Origin of the sequence: Gemmatimonas sp., assembly GCF_021298855.1 — a bacterium.
In the GTDB taxonomy this organism is placed as follows: domain Bacteria; phylum Gemmatimonadota; class Gemmatimonadetes; order Gemmatimonadales; family Gemmatimonadaceae; genus Gemmatimonas.
Window position 1 is genome coordinate 92235 of the sequence record NZ_JAJTHI010000022.1, and the last position, 16339, is coordinate 108573.

A 16339-nucleotide genomic window follows, 5' to 3' on the forward strand; every position below is an offset into this window, starting at 1 on the left:
GTAGAGCAATCCCCGGTTCCCAACTCGGGATTCCTCAGCCCTTGGAACGGGACGACGTCGCCTTGCCGCCACGCTTGGCCGAGGTGGTCTTCTTGCCGCTTGCCACCGACTTGCGCTTGGTGGCCGCCTTGCCTTTGGCGACCGAGGTGCCCTTGGCGGCTGCCTTGCTCTTGCCGACTGCCTTCCGCTTCCCGGCCGAGTTGGACGCCTTGCCGGTGCTGCGCGCGGCGCTGCTCCCCTTGGCCGACCGGCCCTTGGCGGCCGACCGCTTGGCGGCCGCGCGCCTGGCGGCGGCCGCCTTGCGGCGCGCACTGGCACTCGAGGCGCGGCGCGCCCGCAGGGGGCGATTCCAGTCCTGGGCCAGATCAGCCCGGAAGCTGGCCGGCATGGCCATGACGCCACCCGGGTCGTCCATGACGGCCAGCACGGCGGCATCGGCGAGGTCGTTGCGCACGTCGGCGATGACCTTGCTGGGGCGGCGCGCGCGCGCGGCATGCACCCGATTGGTCAGGAGCACCACGAACATCTGGCGATCGGGGTCAATCCAGAGCGACGTCCCCGTGAAGCCGGTGTGGCCAAAGGCGCGCTCACTCATGAACTGCCCGCACCCGGCGCCGCCGGCGCAGGTGTCCCACCCCAGCGCGCGGTGCCCGGCGGCACGGCGCGTGAACAGCTGTACGGTACTGTCGGCCACGATTCGGGTGCCGTTGTACACGCCGCCGTCGAGGAGCATCTGGGCGAAGACCGACAGGTCGGCGGCCGTGCTGAACAGCCCCGCGTGCCCCGCCACGCCACCCAGCGCGTACGCGTTTTCGTCGTGTACTTCGCCCCGCAGCGGATACCCGCGCGGCGGCGCGATTTCGGTGGGCGCAGTGCGCGCCGCATCGGCGTCGGAGAGCCGGAAGCGGGTGTCGTTCATGGCCAGCTTGCGGAACACCTGCTTCTGCAGCAACCCCTCGAGCGACTCGCCGCTCACCGCCTCGGCAATGAACCCGAGCAGGTCGGCGCCCAGATCCGAATACTCGTAACAGGCGCCCGGTGTGCAGTTGATGGGGGAGCTGATCACCGCGGCGCGAGCTTCCGCCGGTGTGCTCGCCATGCGCCACAGTTCGCGTCCCGCCGACAGGCCCGCGCGATGGGTGAGCAGGTGACGCACCGTGACCTGGTCCTTGAGCCCGCCGCTGAATTCGGGGAGGTACGTCGAAACGGGGGCATCCAGCTCCACCTTCCCCTGGTCAAAGAGCACCATGAGGGCCGTGGTGGTGGCCACGACCTTGGTGAGCGATGCCAGGTCGTACAGGCTTTCGTTGGCGGTCACGCGCGACGTGCGCGTCCAGTCGAGGGTGCCGTAGCCGCGTTGCCAGATGGCGTATCCCTTGCGCCCCACCACCAGCGACGCACCAGGATACCCGCCCGCCTCGATGCCGCGCTGCACCACCCGGTCAATGGTGGCCAGCCGTTCGGCCGACATGCCGACCGCCGCCGGCTCCCGTTCGGGGAGGCCGCCCGGCAACGGCCGGGCCACGGCAGTGACGTCGGCGGCAGCGATGGCAAGCGCGGCGAGCAGGAACACGTGGATTATCCGGCCGTAGAGTATGGCGAAGGGATGCACGGGGCCGCGCGCGGTGCCGCCCACGTGACGATCCCTCCGTGCCCTCAAGGCATCTAAGGCGACCGGTCACCCCCGTCAATACCCCGGACGGGTGAAACCGTCCGGGGGCAACGGCGGGTGTGTGACATGACGTCACCGGGTCGCAAGGGAGGGGGCAGGGGGGAAGGCAGTCAGGAAGAAGGACGCCGGTCGTGGCGTTCCCCCCCGCCCCCTGAACGCCTTCCCCTGCTCCCTGCGTTGTCATGAAACGCCGCAGGCAACCATCCCCCGCCCGCCTGTGACAGATTCCACAGCCCCCATGGAGACTGACGCCGCCATCGTTCGACGGGCGATTGACGGGGATGAACGCGCCATGCGGCTGCTGTGGAATCAGCATGCGCCGCACGTGGACGCGGTCGTCCGCCGCCTCGCCGGAGATCCCGACCTTGCCGAGGATATCGCGCAGGAGGTCTGGATCCAGATATTTCGTGCGCTCCCGTCCTGGCGTGGTGACGCCAAGTTCAGCACGTGGATTCATCGGGTGGCCATCAATCGTACGCTCAATGCGTTGCGCAGCGTGAAGCGGCTGGCGGCCACCGAAACGGGGATCGAGGAGGATTCGGCGATCGTGGAACAGGATGCGGAGCGCCGCATGTTGGCGCAGAGCATCGACGAGGCGGCGCGGCAGCTCAGTCCAGGCGCCCGCACGGTGTTCCTGCTGCACGACGTCGAGGGGTACACGCACGAGGAGATCGCGGCCGAGTTGGGGATCACTGCCGGTGGTTCCAAGTCGCAGCTCTTCAAGGCGCGGGCGAAGTTGCGGCGGCTCCTGGCGCCGTTCGTGGAGCAGCGGCGTGGCCACGAAGGCGCGGCCCGGCATTTTGCAGACGGATATGGTGAGTCTTATGGTGGAACCTATGCAGCCCAGTAGTCCGCACCTCGCTGCCGAGCGGCTGGCGGCGTTCGACGACGTTCCTCTGTCGGCTGGCGAGCTTGCCCATTTGGCGGCGTGCGCCGATTGCCGCACGGAGTACGAGGCCGTGACGGCCGTCGTCGCGATGGCTGGCGCGCTGGGGGCGCAGCCGCCATCGCCCGACGCACCGCGACTGGTCGAGTTCGACGCCATCCTTGCCGGCGTGGGCCGGAGCGAGGCAGCGCGTGCGGGGGCGTCGTGGGTCACCGGTGGGCAGAACGCGGCGGCCGCGCAGCATGTCGTGCGACCGGGTGCCGACAGCCCCGCCACGATGGCGCCACGTCGCGCGGTGGCGTCCCGCTGGCGGCAGGCCGCTGCCGCCCTGGTGCTGGTCAGCGGTGGGGCCATGCTGGGGCGCTTCACGAGCGGTACGGCGCTGACCGGGGCGTCAGTGTCCCTGGCAGGCGCTGCTGTTGGCGCGCGGCGGGCGCCCGTCGCGCCGGTGTCGCTGGCCGAACGCCCGTTTGCCGACGAGACGTACGGCAGTGTGGAGCAGGCCACTCTCGCGCTCAATGAAGCGCAGCGGGAGTACGAACGGGCGTCACTCTGGCTGGCATCGAACGACACGACGATGCGTGATCCGGAGGTGTTCCGGGCGCGTCTGGCAGCACTGGACCAGATGATGGAAGCCTCGCGCGTGGCGCTGCGGGATGCGCCGCAGGATCCGGTGCTCAATCACTACTATCTCGCCGCGTACAGTGCGCGCGAGGCCACGTTGCAGGCGCTCAGCAGCGCCCTGCCCGTGGACAAGATCATCGAACGGTACTGAGCGATGGGTGGCATGAGGGAGACGGGCGGCACGACCTCTCGGCGGCATACCGCCCCGCTGCTGGCGGTGCTGGCGGCCACGGGGCTCGTGACCGGGGTGCTCGATGCGCAGACGCCGGTGAGCAGCCGCACGCGCGCCACCGTCAGGCGGGTGGCCCCGGGACCGCTCACCAGCACCAACGTCTGCACCGAACTCGAATCGTCACCGTCGCCGCTGGTGCACGCGCCCGAGGGGTTGGCGCTGCTGCGCCTCAAGCGCCAGCTGGAGAGTGCGGCGCTCACGCTCGAGCAGCAGCAGCAGCTCGAACGCGACCAGCTGCAGCGCATTGCGCAGGTGCGGCGCGGTATGGATTCGCTCATGCAGGTGGTGGTGCGCTTCACGCGTGACGAAAATGCCGAGCGGGTGGAACGTGCGCCCGTCTACGCGCCGCCGGTGACCGGGCGGCGCATGTTCGTCACGGTGGACAGCGGGAATGGTCCGGTGACGATCGACATGGAGGCGATGATGCGCGGCGTTGCGCCCCTGGTGCGTCGGGCGGTCGACAGCACGTTCGTGCTGATCGCGCCCCAGGTCAATCGCGTCATCCGCGCGCTGCAGCCGCAGGTGGCGGCGTTCGCCGGTGAGGCGGAAGCGGCACTGCCGGGGGCGCTGGTGGCGCCGTCGGGGTACATGGGCCTGTCGTTGAGCGGTGCACAGATCCGCATCGTCACACCCGACGGCGTGATGACGAGTCACTGCGAGTACCCGCTCGTCGAGACGGTCGATGTGGGTTCACCGGCGGCGCGGGCCGGCCTGTCCGCCGGGGACACGCTGGTGGCGTACAACGGGCGCGACGTGATGCAGGCGGCGGTGAACTACGCGGAGCTCATCACCGCCGGCAGCACGGTAAAGGTGCGGGTGCGCCGTGCCGGCAAGCCGCGTGAGGTGCCGGTGCAGGTGGACGCGCGCCGCGACGAAAGCGCCGCCGCGCCGGTGCGCCTCCTGCTGCGGGGGACCCCCGATCGGTCGGCGCCGTTTCCGCCGCAGCTGTCGCTCCAGATGTTCAGCCCCAACGGGGTGGCCGTACTCGCCGGGGCGCAGTTCGCCACCATGGACGCCGACTTCGCGCAGAGTCTCGGGCTCGAGCCCGGCGTGCTGGTCCTGCGTGTGCCCGCCGGCACCCCGGCGGCCGACGCCGGACTCAAGGCTGGTGACGTCGTGCGCACGGTGAACGGCCTGGCGGTGCGCGACGTGAACGTGCTGCGGCGCGTCATGCAGGGGGCACGCGACGCGCGCCTGCAGGTGCAGGCACGTGGGGCGGCGCCGAGGGTGGTGACGATAGGCGGGCGGTAACGGCGGTCGGGGTCTACTGCAGACGGGAGACGGCAGGAACCACAGTGGGCAGACGGCAGGGATGCGGAAGAACAACACGGCGGCGTGCGCTGCGCGCCGCCGCCGATGTCCCAACCGCAAAGGAAATCGGGCGCCCTGCGAAGCAGTGGCGCCCGTTTTGTTCGACCACATCCCTGCGGCCTGCACACTGTGGTTCCTGCCGTCTCCCGTCTGCGGTCGACCCCGACTGCCGGCCCGCCCCCGGCTACCGCTTCACCGACCCCGCCGGCACCGAGTACACCAGACGTACCGTCGCCTTGTCCGCGTCACTCAGCTCGCGCACCCGCACGCGGGCCGACATGATGTTGTCGGCGTTCGTGGTGTGATCGAGGCCCAGCAGGTGTCCCACTTCGTGCAGCGCAATGGCCCGCATCTGCGGCGCGGTGATGGTGCCACCATTGGGATGGGACACGGCCAGCTGGATGTCACTTGAAAGCAGCCAGTGACTGCCGTCCCGGCTCCACACCGTCTTCCCGCTGATGCCGTTCGCGAAGTGATCGACGAAGTGCACGGTGATGTCGGCGCCCGCCGAGTCGCGCACGAAGGTGAAATGCACGGGAATGCCCGCCTGCGTCCAGGTATCGAAGGCATCGCGTACGGCAGGGGCGAAATCGGAATTCCACCCCTCCAACGCCACGGCGTCGCGCATGAAGACGCGCAACGGCCGCGTGACCCGCTCGGGCCAGCGGGCGATCGCCGAGTCGCGGGCGGTGAGCAGTTCATCCAGGTAGGTGCCGCTCGCTCCAACGGTCAGGCGGCGGCGTACATCGTCGAGGTCACGGCGGCGGTCGCGCCGTTCGCCACCGGTCACCAGGATCTCCTCGACGTGGCCGATGTCGGTATCGCCGCCCACGCTGCTGCTGGTTCCCGTCCCGCTGCCTGTCCGGTTGCCCGCGGAGCTCCCCGGGCCCGAGTCGCCGGTGGGACGCGCGATCCCGCGTGCCGGCCTGCCGGCAATCGTGCCGTCCGCCTCGTCGAGAACCGCCCGCCGCGCTCCCAGCGTCTGCCCACCAATGAAGCAGGCGAGTCCCACCACACCACAGGCGAGCAGCGTTTCGGTGAGCTTCACAGGTGCAACTCAGGAGGCCGGCGCGTCCTCCGCGAGGAAGGTGTGCACCGCGGCAAAGAATGCGTCGGGTGCTTCCCAGAAAGGGTTGTGCCCCGCCTCGGGAATGGGCACGAGGTGCGCGCGCGCCAGCAACCGCGCGGTACGCTCGGCCTCCGACAGCGGCAGGACGTCTGCCGCGCCATGGACGACGAGCGTCGGTACCGGCAGGTCACGAAGCGGGTCGCGCCAATCGTACCCGTCACGGCGCAGACGTGCCGCCACGTGGGCGCCGGTTTCGCTGTGGCCGCGCGGCGCGCTCACGTGGCGCGCAAACGCCGGGTCGGCGAACCAGGCCGGAAAGTACGCCTGCGCATAGTCGGCGTGAACGGTGAGATCGGGGCGCGTGAGCGCCTGCACATCGCACGCGGCCAGTCGGTCGTGCGCAGCCCCCGTGAGTCGGGCCAGCCCCGCGTCATGCAGCCGCGGCAACCAGTCGCCGGTCACCCCCACGGCGTTCACCAGCACCAGCCGCCGTACGGCTGCGGGAGTCGTGGCGACGTCCAGGGCGGTGGCCAGCATCGCGATGCCGCCCCCCCACGAGTGACCCAGCACATCCCACTGGGCAATGCCGAGCGCCTCGCGCAGCGCGGGCACGTCCCCCGCGTCGAACGCAATGCGCGACGCCTGCATACCGGGTGGCGCCTGCGACGCGCCTCGGCCGCGTTGGTCGTACAGCATGAGCTGCCGGTGGGTCGCCAGCGGGGCCAGCGCCGGCCACAACAGCGTGTGATCGAAGAGCAAGCCGCCGTTGATGCACAGCAGTGGTGGCGCGCCCTCCACCGGCGGTGTTTCGTACACGGCAAAATCAAGCCCGCGTGCCCGCACCGTGCGCCGCGTCAGTGGTGGCCGCGGCGGCAGCGTGCGACGGAAGGCGAGATAGCGGTCCAGGGCGGACACGGCGGTCAGCGCCGCCCCAGATACCGGTCGAAGTGCGCGACCAGTTTGCCCAGCAGGTAACGCGCATGCTGCGGCCGCGCCGTCCATCCGTGCGTCGCACTCGGCGCGATCACCATGTCGAAATCCTTCCCCTGCCGCATGAGCTCCTCGGCCAGATCGGCCGTGGTCTTGAATGGCACCACGTCATCCATGAGCCCGTGGATGAGCATGAGGTGATCCTGCAGCCCGCCCGCGTACTGCAGCGCGCCCCGCTTGAACGCCTCGGGGTGCGACTGCGGCCGGCGCGTGATGGCCACGTCGTCGCTTCCGTAGAACCGAGGGTCGGTGGCCGACGCGCCCGCCACCCCGGCCTTGAAGAGCCCGGGCCGCGTGAACAGCGCATACACCGTGATGAGACCGCCGTACGACGATCCGAAGATGCCGGTGCGTGCGGTGTCGGCCCACGGTTGCGCGCCGAGCCACTGCTTGGTGGCCGCGAGATCGTCGAGATCCTTGCCGCCCCACTCGAAGAGGAACGCCTCGCGGAAGGCGCGACCGTACCCCGTGCTGCCGCGCACATCCACCTGGATCACGGCATAGCCGCGCTGTACGAGCAGCTGCTGCAGCAGGGCATACGTGCCGCCCCACCGGTTGCGCACCGTGTTGGAGTACACCGGCCCGAAGATCACGGGCACGCGTTCGCCACGCGTGGCCGCCTCGGGGAGCCACAGCTTGGCGTGCAGCGAGTCGGCACCCGGCACATCGCCGGCACCGGGAAAGCGCACGTATTGCGGTGCCGCCACCCGGGCCGCCGCCAGCGCCGCGCCACCGGGCGTGGTGATGACCTGCTCGGCGCCACGCGGCCCGCTCACCAACACCAGATGCGGCGGCGTTACATCGTCGCTCACGATGCTCGCCACCGCGCGGCCGTCGGGGGCGATGAACACCCGGTGCGTACCGGCGCGGCGCGTGACCTGCACGGGGGCCTTCCCGCGATCCATGCGCCAGAGATGCCGTTCACTCACCACCGGAGCCGATGACAGCCAGGCGACCGCGCCATTGGGCAATGCCATGGCGGCGCCCTGCACGTCACTCGTGGCCGGCGTCACGGGCACCGGCGTCGTGTCGCTCAGAAGTACCGCGTACACTCGATAGCGATCGTCGCGATCGGTGGTGAGCAGCAGCGAACGGCCATCGTGCGCCCACGTGGACCCGTGTTCGGTGTAGATGCGCGATTCGCGGCGGTCGCTGTACACCAGCTGCGGTGCCGCGCCCGGGCGCACCACGTGCACCCAGCGACGCGTGGCGTCGTCGGCTTCGCGGTCCACCATGAGCACGCCCTGCGGCGACCACGCGAAGTTGAGGATCTGCACGGCCGTGGGGTCCTCGAATGCCAGCGGCGTGAGGGTGCCGCTGGCCACATCCACCAGAGCCACCTGCCGCGATTCGTTGGGATCCCCCGGGTACGAGCGACGCAGCTGGTTGAGCTGCGTGTCGGCGCCCAGATAGTACGGGAACGGCACGGTGCGCACCGCCCGCCGGTCCACCAGCTGCACGGCCAGGGTGCGACCATCGGGTGCCCACGCGAACGACGGCGCCGCGGTACCCCACGTGCCGGAGCCGATCTCGCGGTCGAGCCGCGCGTACGTACCGAGCGGCACGGTGGCAATGGACGGCACGCTCACCCGGGTCAGCGGTGCCGGCGTGGCCCGTGGGGCGGTGAGCGACACCGTCCACACATCGCCATTGCGCACGTAGGCGGCCCGATCGCCGGTCGGCGAGAGCGCCAGTTCGCGCGCGTCGGTGGCAACGACCGCCATGGTGTCGAGCGCGACGCGCCCCGCCGGAGCATCAGCGAGCGTCGCGCGCAGCAGCAGCTCGCCACGCAGCAGGTACAGGGCACGACTGTCGGCGCGCCAGGCGATTTCGCGTACGGCGGCGCCGCGAGCGGCCGGTGCCCCTTCGGCGGCGAGCGACAGCGCCCGGCGTGTGCGGCCGTCGGCACTCACCAGCCACACGTCGCGCGTGCCGTTGCCGCCGGTGCTGTCCCACACGAAGGCCATGGTGCGGCTGTCCGGTGCCCACACCACCGGCCCCGGGGTGCTGCCGGTGATGGCGCCGCTCTGCACGACCTGCGGCAGGGTGAGTGACTGCGCGGCGGCGCGCCCGGCGGGCAGCACCGCCGCGCCCGGCAGCGCCGCCAGCAGCAGCGCCACCGACCGCCGCGGCCGCCTCACGGGAAGATGCCCATGTCGACGTACGACTGCGCCACCTTGTTGATGGCACTCACCATGGCCGCCGTCCGCAACGTGACCGCGGGGTCGCCAATGCCACGGTGCACCTCGGCCAGCTGGCGATACGCCACGATCATCGACTCGGCGAGCCCCGAGGCCACCAGATCCTCCTCGTCGGCTCCCTCGGTGAGCGACAGCGCCTCGGCGTCGGTGAACGTCTGCCCCGTCTTGCTCTCGATGGCGCGCAGCAGCTTGCGCAGCGTCTCCTCCTCGTGACGCTTCTGCATGCGGCCGAAGCGCACGTGCGAGAGATTCTTGAGCCACTCGAAGTACGACACGATCACGCCACCGGCGTTGAGCCACACGTCGGGGAGCACGAGGATGCCGCGGGCGGCGAAGATCGCCTCGGCTTCGGGCGTGGTGGGCCCGTTGGCGGCTTCGGCGATGATCTTCGCCTGAATGCGCGGCGCGTTGTCTGCGGTGAGCTGATGCTCGAGCGCGGCGGGAACGAGGATGTCACAGGGCAGTTCGAGCGCCGACATCGCGTTGGGGATGTCCGTGGCACCGGGGAAGCCGAGCAGCGTGCCGTGCTGCTTGCGCCAGGCATCGAGCGCCACGATGTCGAGCCCCTTCTCGTTGGCCACGGCGCCGTTGTACTCGGCAATCGCCACCACGAGCGCACCCGCTTCCTGCAGGAAGCGCGCGGCCCAGTAGCCCACGTTGCCGAGCCCCTGCACGATGACGCGCTTGCCTTCGAGGCCGCGCGTGAGTCCGAGCTGCTTCATGGCCTCGCCGTCGTCGCACGCTTCACGCAGGCCGTAGAAGACGCCGCGGCCCGTGGCTTCCGTGCGGCCGCGAATGCCGCCCTGCGCGAGCGGCTTGGCGGTCACGCAGGCAATGGCGTCGAGTTCGCCGTTGGCGAGTGAGGCGTAGGTGTCGGCGATCCACGCCATCTCCTTGGAGGACGTGCCGTAATCGGGGGCAGGCACGTCGATGCCGGGGCCGATGAAGCGCTTGCGCACCAGCTCGAAGGTGTAGCGGCGCGTGATGCGCTCGAGCTCCGCTTCCGAGTACTGGCGGCGATCGATCTTCACGCCGCCCTTGGCGCCGCCGAAGGGTACGTCGACGATGGCGCACTTGTACGTCATGAGGGCCGCAAGGGCCTGCACTTCGTCGTCGCTCACATTGGGCGCGTAGCGGATGCCCCCCTTGGTGGGCGACTTGTGCTGCGAGTGCTCGGCGCGCCATCCATGGATGACCTCGATGGAGCCGTTGTCGCGGCGAATGGGGAAGCTCACCATGTAGACCGCGTTGCAGGCGCGGATCTGCTCGAGGAGCGTACGGTCGTGTTTCGTGTGAGCGGCGGCGCGATCGAACGCGGCGTTCACCTGGGCCAGGAAGCTCGTGGACACGGGGCGGGGGAGAGAGGTGGGAGGCGGCTCGCCCGTTCGCCAACGTCGGCAAACACGAGCCTGTGCAAACCGTGCAGATGTACCTACAAAGCTAGGCGGGGGAACCGCGCAACGGGGAGCGCCGAGGCCGGTGGTACGGGCCCCGTTCCTCAGGGTTCGGCCGTGTGCGTGCCGGCACGTACTGCCCGCGCGCGGTCGGCTACCACGGTTGCACGTGGTCGGCGAGACGCCCGGTTTCGATCATCTCGTGCAGCGCCTCGCCGAGCGCGCTGCTCATCGCGTTCACGCGTTCCCAGCGGGCGAACCGCTCGGCGTCGGGGAGCGTGTAGAAATCGCGGCGATCGGGGATCTTGCCGCCCGGGAGCGCGGCCACGAAGGCGGCACTGGGCGCGATGAGCAGGGTGCGCGCGAAGTTGCGCGCCCCGGCGCGGCGCCAGGGCAGGGACTTGTCGAACCAGCCAGGGATGACCCGATCCACGAAGTGCGGAAAGAGCACGAGCCCCTCGCCGTTGCCGTAATCGAGATCGAGGTGGTAATCGGTCACGCCGCCATCCCAATGCACGCCGGGTGTGTCGGGGATGCGTACGCCGTCGAGCAGCAGGGGAATGGAGCCGCTGGCCAGCAGCGCCGCCCGCACGTTGTCGGCCGTGAGGGGGCGGTGCACCGTAGGCAGGTCGCGCAAGTGGCAAAAGGGGGACGCGCGGCCGCAGGCATGGAAGATCGTGCGTCGCAGCTGCAGCGCGAGCGAGCGTCGTGAGACGAGGTTGGCCACCGCGGCAAACGCCATGGCGGTGGCCAGCACCAGGCGCGTCTCGCTTGCCGCCGGGCCACGCGCTTCGGCGGTAATGATGTGCACGCGCACCGTGGGGTGGCGCACGATCTCCTGCGCGCCGTGGGGGCCCAACAGATGGTCGAGGCAGCGGGTCAGCACCTCGGTCACCTGACGCGGCGTCGGATTCGCGGGATACACCTGATGGCGCGTATACGCGTCGTGTCCCCGCTCGAGGGCGGCCAGCGGGTCCTGCTGTGCCAGACAGGCCATGCGCCAGCTGCCAATGGAGCTGCCAATGGCGTGCAGCGGCCGCGATCGTGGCGCCTGAAGGAAGGTGCCGAACAGATAGCGGTCGAGTCCCGCCAGGGCGAGCCACTTGGCCCCCCCGGAGGCGCCGGGAAGAATGTCCACGTCCTCGGCGCGCAGCCCTCGTTCACGGAGCAGAGCGAGCGCATGCGGACCGGCGCGGAGAGTCAGGAGGCGCGACATGAGCCAAGGAAACTACGCGGGGGACCACGCGCGATCGACGACGCATTGGCGACCACGCGCTGGCGGAAACGCGTTGGCGGGGACGCGTTGGCACCAACGCGGAACAGCGTGGGCGCCAACGTGACACACGGACGTCCGGCAACTACGCGGGTCGGGGTCGGGGTCGGGGTCGGGGGGCGGCTGCGCCGGCGTCGTTGCCGGCGTCGGTGCCGGCGTCGGTGTCCGCGTCGGTGTCCGCGTCGGTGCCGGCGTCGGTGCCGGCGTCGGTGTCCGCGTCGGTGCCAACGCGTCGGTGCCAACGCGTCCCCGCCAACGCGTCCCCGCCAACGCGTCCCCGATCGCGCGTTCCTCCGCGCGTTCCTCCGCGCGTTCCTCCGCGCGTTCCTCCGCGCATCGTCCCCTCGTCGCCCCTGCGTCTCCCCGTCCAATCCCGATTGACGCGGTCGGCAATTCCCCTTATCCTCCGGTATACGTTTCTGAGAACCATTCTCATCTAGGGTCATGCGCGCGCTCCGCCCAATCCTCTTCTGGACTCACCTCGTGTCCGGTGTCGTCGCCGGGGCGGTCGTGCTCATCATGTCGGTGACCGGGGTGTTGCTGACGTACCAGAAGCAGATGACGCTCTGGGCGGACCTGCGCGGGGTCGAGGCCGGGCCTCCCACACCGGGGGCGGTGCGCCTCGCGCCCGACTCACTCCTGGCGATCGTCACGGCGCGCGGCGGCACGGCGCCCACCACCGTCGTCTGGCGCAATGGCGCCCAGATGCCCGTCGAGGTGCAATTCGGCCGGGAAGGGCGGCAGTACCTGAGCGCCTATACCGGCGAGGTCCTGGGCACCGGCAGCGTGACCATGCGCAAGGTCTTCAGCGTGGCAACCGAGTGGCATCGGTACCTGGCCATGACGAATGCGCAGCGTCCCACGGGCAAGGCCATCACGGGGTGGTCCAACATGGCGTTCCTCGTGCTCGTGCTCACCGGCATGGTCCTCTGGTGGCCGCGCAACCTCACCTGGGGTGCCGTGCGCAACGTACTGCTCTTCCGTCGCGGCCTCTCGGGCAAGGCGCGCGACTTCAACTGGCACAACGTCATCGGCATCTGGAGCGCCATTCCGCTGGCGCTGGTGGTGGCCAGCGCCACGGTGATCTCCTTCCCGTGGGCCAGCGATCTGGTCTACAAGGCCGTGGGTGAGGCGCCGCCGTCGCGTGCCCCCGAGGGGAACGCCGCCCGGGGCGCGACCATCGGCGCGTCTGGCAACGCGTCCGGCAACGCGTCCGGCAACGCGTCCGGTGGCGGGCAGCCCGCTCCCGTCGCCACGCCACGACTGGGCGATGTATACGCCGTGGCCGCCGAACGCATGCCCGACTGGCGCGCCCTCTCGCTCGCGTGGCCCAAGACCGCCGACGCACCGCTCGTGTACACCGTTGATCGCGGCATGGGTGGCGAACCCACCAAGCGGGCCACCCTCACCGTGTCGCGGAACGGGGAACCCACCTCGTGGCAGCCGTTCGATTCCCTCACCACGGGCCGTCAGGTACGCACCATCATGCGCTTCACGCACACGGGTGAGGTCCTCGGGTTCTGGGGGCAGACGCTCGCCGGTCTCGTGTCGCTTGGCGCCTCGGTGCTGGTGGTCACCGGCCTCCTGCTCTCGCTGCGACGGCTGCTGGCGTGGCGGCGACGCGGGGCGCGTGTGGACGTGCCGCTCACAGCGTAGCGAGCAGCGCACGGGGAACCGCCAACGCCGTTCACTGCTCCCGAAGACAGACGCGACACCGGTCGCGCGACAGCGGTCGCACGGCACGCGACAGCGGCCGGGGGCAGCACGTACCGCACCGTGGCATCCGACTGCGGGCATGACACGTGGGCGGTCACCATCCCCATGACGTCGCGTGACGACCACGGCATCCATGGGGAGTTCCGCGCTCCGGTCTGTGGCCAATACCTCGGCAATCCCACGCGCATCACCGGGCGACATCGGGGCACGGTGGCACGCGCCATCGCCGCCGACGTCGAACTCGCGCTCGATGCCGCCCATCGCGTCGCGCCGACCAGGGGTCGTACACCGTCAACAGGCCGGGCCATCACCCTCAACACGATCGCCGATCGCCTCGAGGAGAATCGCGAAGCGCTGGCCATGATCGAGACCATCCACCGCTGCCTCTCCGTCGCTGGTGTGCTGCGGGCGCGGCCGAGCACCCGCTGCCTGTACCCGGCGCACGCCGCCTTCGGCGGCGACAAGCAGCGCGGCATACGGCGGAAGAACCGCAAGATCATGCGCAGCCACTCCCGGCAGACCACGAACCTGCTGGTGCGCTACAGCCCCCACGCGCTGTGCGTCTTCTGAGCATCGGCGTGGTGCCGGCGCCTGCTCTGCGGCCACGCCCAGTCGGGGCGCTGACGCGTGAGAGGGAGCCGGGGCGGGGGACGCAGGGATAGGCTCACCGTTCCCCTCCACTCGAAACGCGAAACCCGAAACTCCCCGTGATCCGCCGGGAGTTTCGGGTTTCGTGTCGCGGGTAGCCGGTTCGCGAGATCAACGCACCGACACGATCACGCAAGCCCCACACACTGTGCCGTCAGCTCCCACAGCCGTTCGCCCAGCTGCTGGTTCTGCGCGCGCGCCGTCAGCTGCTGCGCGAACGCCTCGCGCCCCTGCTGCTGCCGATTGCCCCAGCTCCAGTGCACACCGCTGCGTTCGCCGAACCGGGGGTCGGCTACCACCTGCGCCAGGCGATCACCGGCAAGTTCCTGCGTCACGTAGCCCTTGGTGATGTTCTTCTGGAACCACGGAAAGATCGTCTGGAACGCGCGCGGGGTGTGCCGGAACAGCGGGGTGTCGGCCACGCAACCCGGGTACAGGGTATTGAACACGATGCCCGTCTTTTCGTGAAAGCGCCGATGCAGTTCCCGCCCCGTAATCATGTTGCACAGCTTCGAATCCTTGTACGCCTTGCCCGGCTTGAATGCCTTGCCGTTGATCATGGCGATCGGCGCCTTGAAGCCCGCCGCGAGCCCCTCGAGGTTGCCGATGTCGGCCGGCGCCGGAATGGGGATCTTGCCGCCGAACTCCTCGTAGTTGGCCGTGACGGTGCCCAGGATGATGAGGCGACGTGACGGATGCGGGCTCTGCTCGAGGTCGGGGAGCAGCAGGTTGGCCAGCAGGAAGTGCCCGAAGTGGTTCGTGGCCACGCTGATCTCGTAGCCTTCGGGGCTGCGCGCCGGTTCGGTGAGGCGCGGCAGGTACACGGCCGCGTTGCACACGAGCGCGTCGAGTGGGCACCCCAGCGCCCGGAAGGCGTCCACAAAGGCGCGCACGCTGGCCTGGGAGCCCAGATCGATATGCAGCAGGGTGCGACGGTCAGGCGCGATACCCAGCGCGTCAGCGGCGGCGGCAGCCTTGGGGAGGTCACGGCAGGCCATCACCACGTGCCACCCGCGGGCGGCGAGAGCGGCAGCGCCGTACAGTCCCACGCCGGAAGAGGCGCCGGTGATGATGCAGGTAGGACTCGGTGTCACGGGAGCGGGGAGGTCGGATGGACGCAAGCTGGCGGGCCATCGCCGGTCGCGCCGGCGTCGCATAGGGGAGCAACACACTCGGCTATGCGCGCCGGAATATCTCCGTCTCCGGCCGGGGCCGCCAGATGACACGGCGCGGGAGTTGAATCACGGCTGCGTCCGCCGCTTGCCGCCGCCCCTACCCGGTCGCATTGTGGGGGATGGCGTCAGCCCCCGAAGTGCGACCGCTCCCTCCGCCTCCTCGCGACGACGAACTCGACCTGTTCGGGATTACCCATCCCGGTCGGGTGCGGACCAGCAACCAGGATCAGTTCCTGCTCTGTACCGTGCACCCGCAGGTCGTCGTGCACGGCACCAGCCTGGCCGACACCTCGGCCATCACGCTGCGCGGCGAACGGGTGGCCACCATCATGCTCGTGGCCGACGGTGTGGGCGGCAGTGCCGACGGCAGCGAAGCCAGTCGGCTCGCCACCATTTCGGTGACCGAGTACTTCGCCTCGGCCATGAAGTGCTGGCACGCGGCCGGCTCGGCCTCGGAGTACGAGTTCACCGCCGCGCTGCGGGAGGCGGCCATCGAGGCGCACCGGCGCGTAAAGGAGCAGAGCGCCGTGCAGTTCGAGGGGCGCAACATGGCGACGACGCTGTCGGTGGGCATCGTGGTGTGGCCCTGGCTCTACGTCATTCAGGTGGGCGACAGCCGCTGCTACCACTTCCAGGACGGGCAGCTGCGGCAGGTCACGCGCGACCAGACGCTGGCGCAGGAGATGATCGATCGCGGGGCGCTCACGCCCGAGCGCGCACACAACTCGCCGCTCAATCACGTCCTGTCGAGTGCCATCGGTGCCGACGATGCCGTGCCGGAGATTTCCCGCGTCGACGTGCGCCAGCGGGGGGGCATCACCCTCGTGTGCAGCGACGGGCTCACGAAGCACGTGAGCGACGAGGAGATCGCCGCTGCCTGCGCGCGCATTGTCAACAGCGAGCAGTTGTGCCGCGCCCTGCTCGATCTCGCGCTCGAGCGCGGCGGCAGCGACAACATCACGATCGTGTGCGGACGGGCATTGCCGTAGGGGGAGTGTGGCGAGGGCCGTGCGTGCGACACACAGCAGACGGCAGACGGCAGGAACTACAGCACGCAGTACGGCAGGCATGTGGTACAACACAACGGGCGCCACCGCTTCGCGGGGCGCCCGATTTCCTTTGCGGTAGGGATATCGGCGGCAGCGCGT

General features: G+C 70.0%; 13 protein-coding genes. 6 read left to right on the top strand and 7 right to left on the bottom strand.

Annotated features, from left to right (window positions below; all coding sequences use genetic code 11):
• Nucleotides 1-34 precede the first annotated feature (34 nt).
• A complete protein-coding gene (locus tag LW840_RS08510) occupies nucleotides 35-1573 on the bottom strand; it encodes a serine hydrolase (RefSeq protein ID WP_291276805.1) in 1539 nt (512 codons plus the stop codon).
• Nucleotides 1574-1910: 337 nt separating this feature from the next.
• Between LW840_RS08510 and LW840_RS08515 the strand changes: the two genes are divergently transcribed.
• Genes LW840_RS08515 through LW840_RS08525 form a run of 3 tightly spaced genes read left to right on the top strand, consistent with a single transcriptional unit; the run spans nucleotide 1911 to nucleotide 4665 of the window.
• On the top strand, nucleotides 1911-2522 hold the full coding sequence (locus tag LW840_RS08515; protein WP_291261113.1) for a sigma-70 family RNA polymerase sigma factor: 612 nt from the start codon (nucleotides 1911-1913) through the stop codon (nucleotides 2520-2522).
• Nucleotides 2509-3333 carry a hypothetical protein gene (locus LW840_RS08520; RefSeq protein WP_291273955.1) on the top strand — a complete coding sequence of 275 codons (825 nt, stop codon included), beginning with the start codon at nucleotides 2509-2511 and terminating at the stop codon, nucleotides 3331-3333. The genes LW840_RS08515 and LW840_RS08520 overlap by 14 nt, the downstream gene beginning before the upstream one ends.
• A gap of 12 nt (nucleotides 3334-3345) precedes the next feature.
• A complete protein-coding gene (locus tag LW840_RS08525; protein WP_291276806.1) occupies nucleotides 3346-4665 on the top strand; it encodes a PDZ domain-containing protein in 1320 nt (439 codons plus the stop codon).
• A gap of 244 nt (nucleotides 4666-4909) precedes the next feature.
• Here the strand turns inward: LW840_RS08525 and LW840_RS08530 are convergent, their stop codons facing one another.
• The 5 genes from LW840_RS08530 to LW840_RS08550 all read right to left on the bottom strand — a co-directional run bounded on the left by LW840_RS08530 (nucleotide 4910) and on the right by LW840_RS08550 (nucleotide 11595).
• Nucleotides 4910-5773 (bottom strand): matrixin family metalloprotease, encoded by an 864-nt coding sequence (locus tag LW840_RS08530; protein WP_291273956.1) that lies wholly within the window; start codon nucleotides 5771-5773, stop codon nucleotides 4910-4912.
• 9 nt (nucleotides 5774-5782) lie between these two features.
• Nucleotides 5783-6709 carry an alpha/beta hydrolase gene (locus LW840_RS08535; protein ID WP_291269274.1) on the bottom strand — a complete coding sequence of 309 codons (927 nt, stop codon included), beginning with the start codon at nucleotides 6707-6709 and terminating at the stop codon, nucleotides 5783-5785.
• A 5-nt stretch (nucleotides 6710-6714) separates the two neighbouring features.
• A complete protein-coding gene (locus LW840_RS08540) occupies nucleotides 6715-8925 on the bottom strand; it encodes a prolyl oligopeptidase family serine peptidase (protein ID WP_291276807.1) in 2211 nt (736 codons plus the stop codon).
• Entirely contained in the window at nucleotides 8922-10334 is a 1413-nt protein-coding gene (locus tag LW840_RS08545; protein ID WP_291268322.1) for a Glu/Leu/Phe/Val dehydrogenase, read from the bottom strand. The genes LW840_RS08540 and LW840_RS08545 overlap by 4 nt, the downstream gene beginning before the upstream one ends.
• 199 nt (nucleotides 10335-10533) lie before the next feature.
• Nucleotides 10534-11595, bottom strand: coding sequence for a patatin-like phospholipase family protein (locus LW840_RS08550; RefSeq protein ID WP_291268321.1), 1062 nt, complete (start codon nucleotides 11593-11595; stop codon nucleotides 10534-10536).
• A gap of 501 nt (nucleotides 11596-12096) precedes the next feature.
• Here LW840_RS08550 and LW840_RS08555 point away from each other — a divergent pair.
• Nucleotides 12097-13308, top strand: a complete 1212-nt coding sequence (locus tag LW840_RS08555) for a PepSY-associated TM helix domain-containing protein (RefSeq protein WP_291276808.1) — start codon at nucleotides 12097-12099, stop codon at nucleotides 13306-13308.
• A 165-nt stretch (nucleotides 13309-13473) separates the two neighbouring features.
• Nucleotides 13474-13938, top strand: a complete 465-nt coding sequence (locus LW840_RS08560) for an aldehyde dehydrogenase family protein (protein ID WP_291276809.1) — start codon at nucleotides 13474-13476, stop codon at nucleotides 13936-13938.
• A 206-nt stretch (nucleotides 13939-14144) separates the two neighbouring features.
• Here LW840_RS08560 and LW840_RS08565 read toward each other — a convergent pair whose 3' ends face one another.
• Nucleotides 14145-15110 (bottom strand): protochlorophyllide reductase, encoded by a 966-nt coding sequence (locus LW840_RS08565; protein ID WP_291276810.1) that lies wholly within the window; start codon nucleotides 15108-15110, stop codon nucleotides 14145-14147.
• 200 nt (nucleotides 15111-15310) lie between these two features.
• On the opposite strand from LW840_RS08565, the gene LW840_RS08570 reads away from it, so the two are divergent.
• A complete protein-coding gene (locus tag LW840_RS08570; protein ID WP_291267732.1) occupies nucleotides 15311-16180 on the top strand; it encodes a protein phosphatase 2C domain-containing protein in 870 nt (289 codons plus the stop codon).
• Nucleotides 16181-16339 lie beyond the last annotated feature (159 nt).

Coding starts and splice junctions, on each gene's coding strand:
- LW840_RS08515 (WP_291261113.1), top strand. CDS start 1,911: ATGGAGACTGACGCCGCCATCGTTCGACGGGCGATTGACGGGGATGAA.
- LW840_RS08520 (WP_291273955.1), top strand. CDS start 2,509: ATGCAGCCCAGTAGTCCGCACCTCGCTGCCGAGCGGCTGGCGGCGTTC.
- LW840_RS08560 (WP_291276809.1), top strand. CDS start 13,474: ATGACGTCGCGTGACGACCACGGCATCCATGGGGAGTTCCGCGCTCCG.
- LW840_RS08550 (WP_291268321.1), bottom strand. CDS start 11,595: ATGTCGCGCCTCCTGACTCTCCGCGCCGGTCCGCATGCGCTCGCTCTG.
- LW840_RS08555 (WP_291276808.1), top strand. CDS start 12,097: ATGCGCGCGCTCCGCCCAATCCTCTTCTGGACTCACCTCGTGTCCGGT.
- LW840_RS08570 (WP_291267732.1), top strand. CDS start 15,311: ATGGCGTCAGCCCCCGAAGTGCGACCGCTCCCTCCGCCTCCTCGCGAC.
- LW840_RS08525 (WP_291276806.1), top strand. CDS start 3,346: ATGAGGGAGACGGGCGGCACGACCTCTCGGCGGCATACCGCCCCGCTG.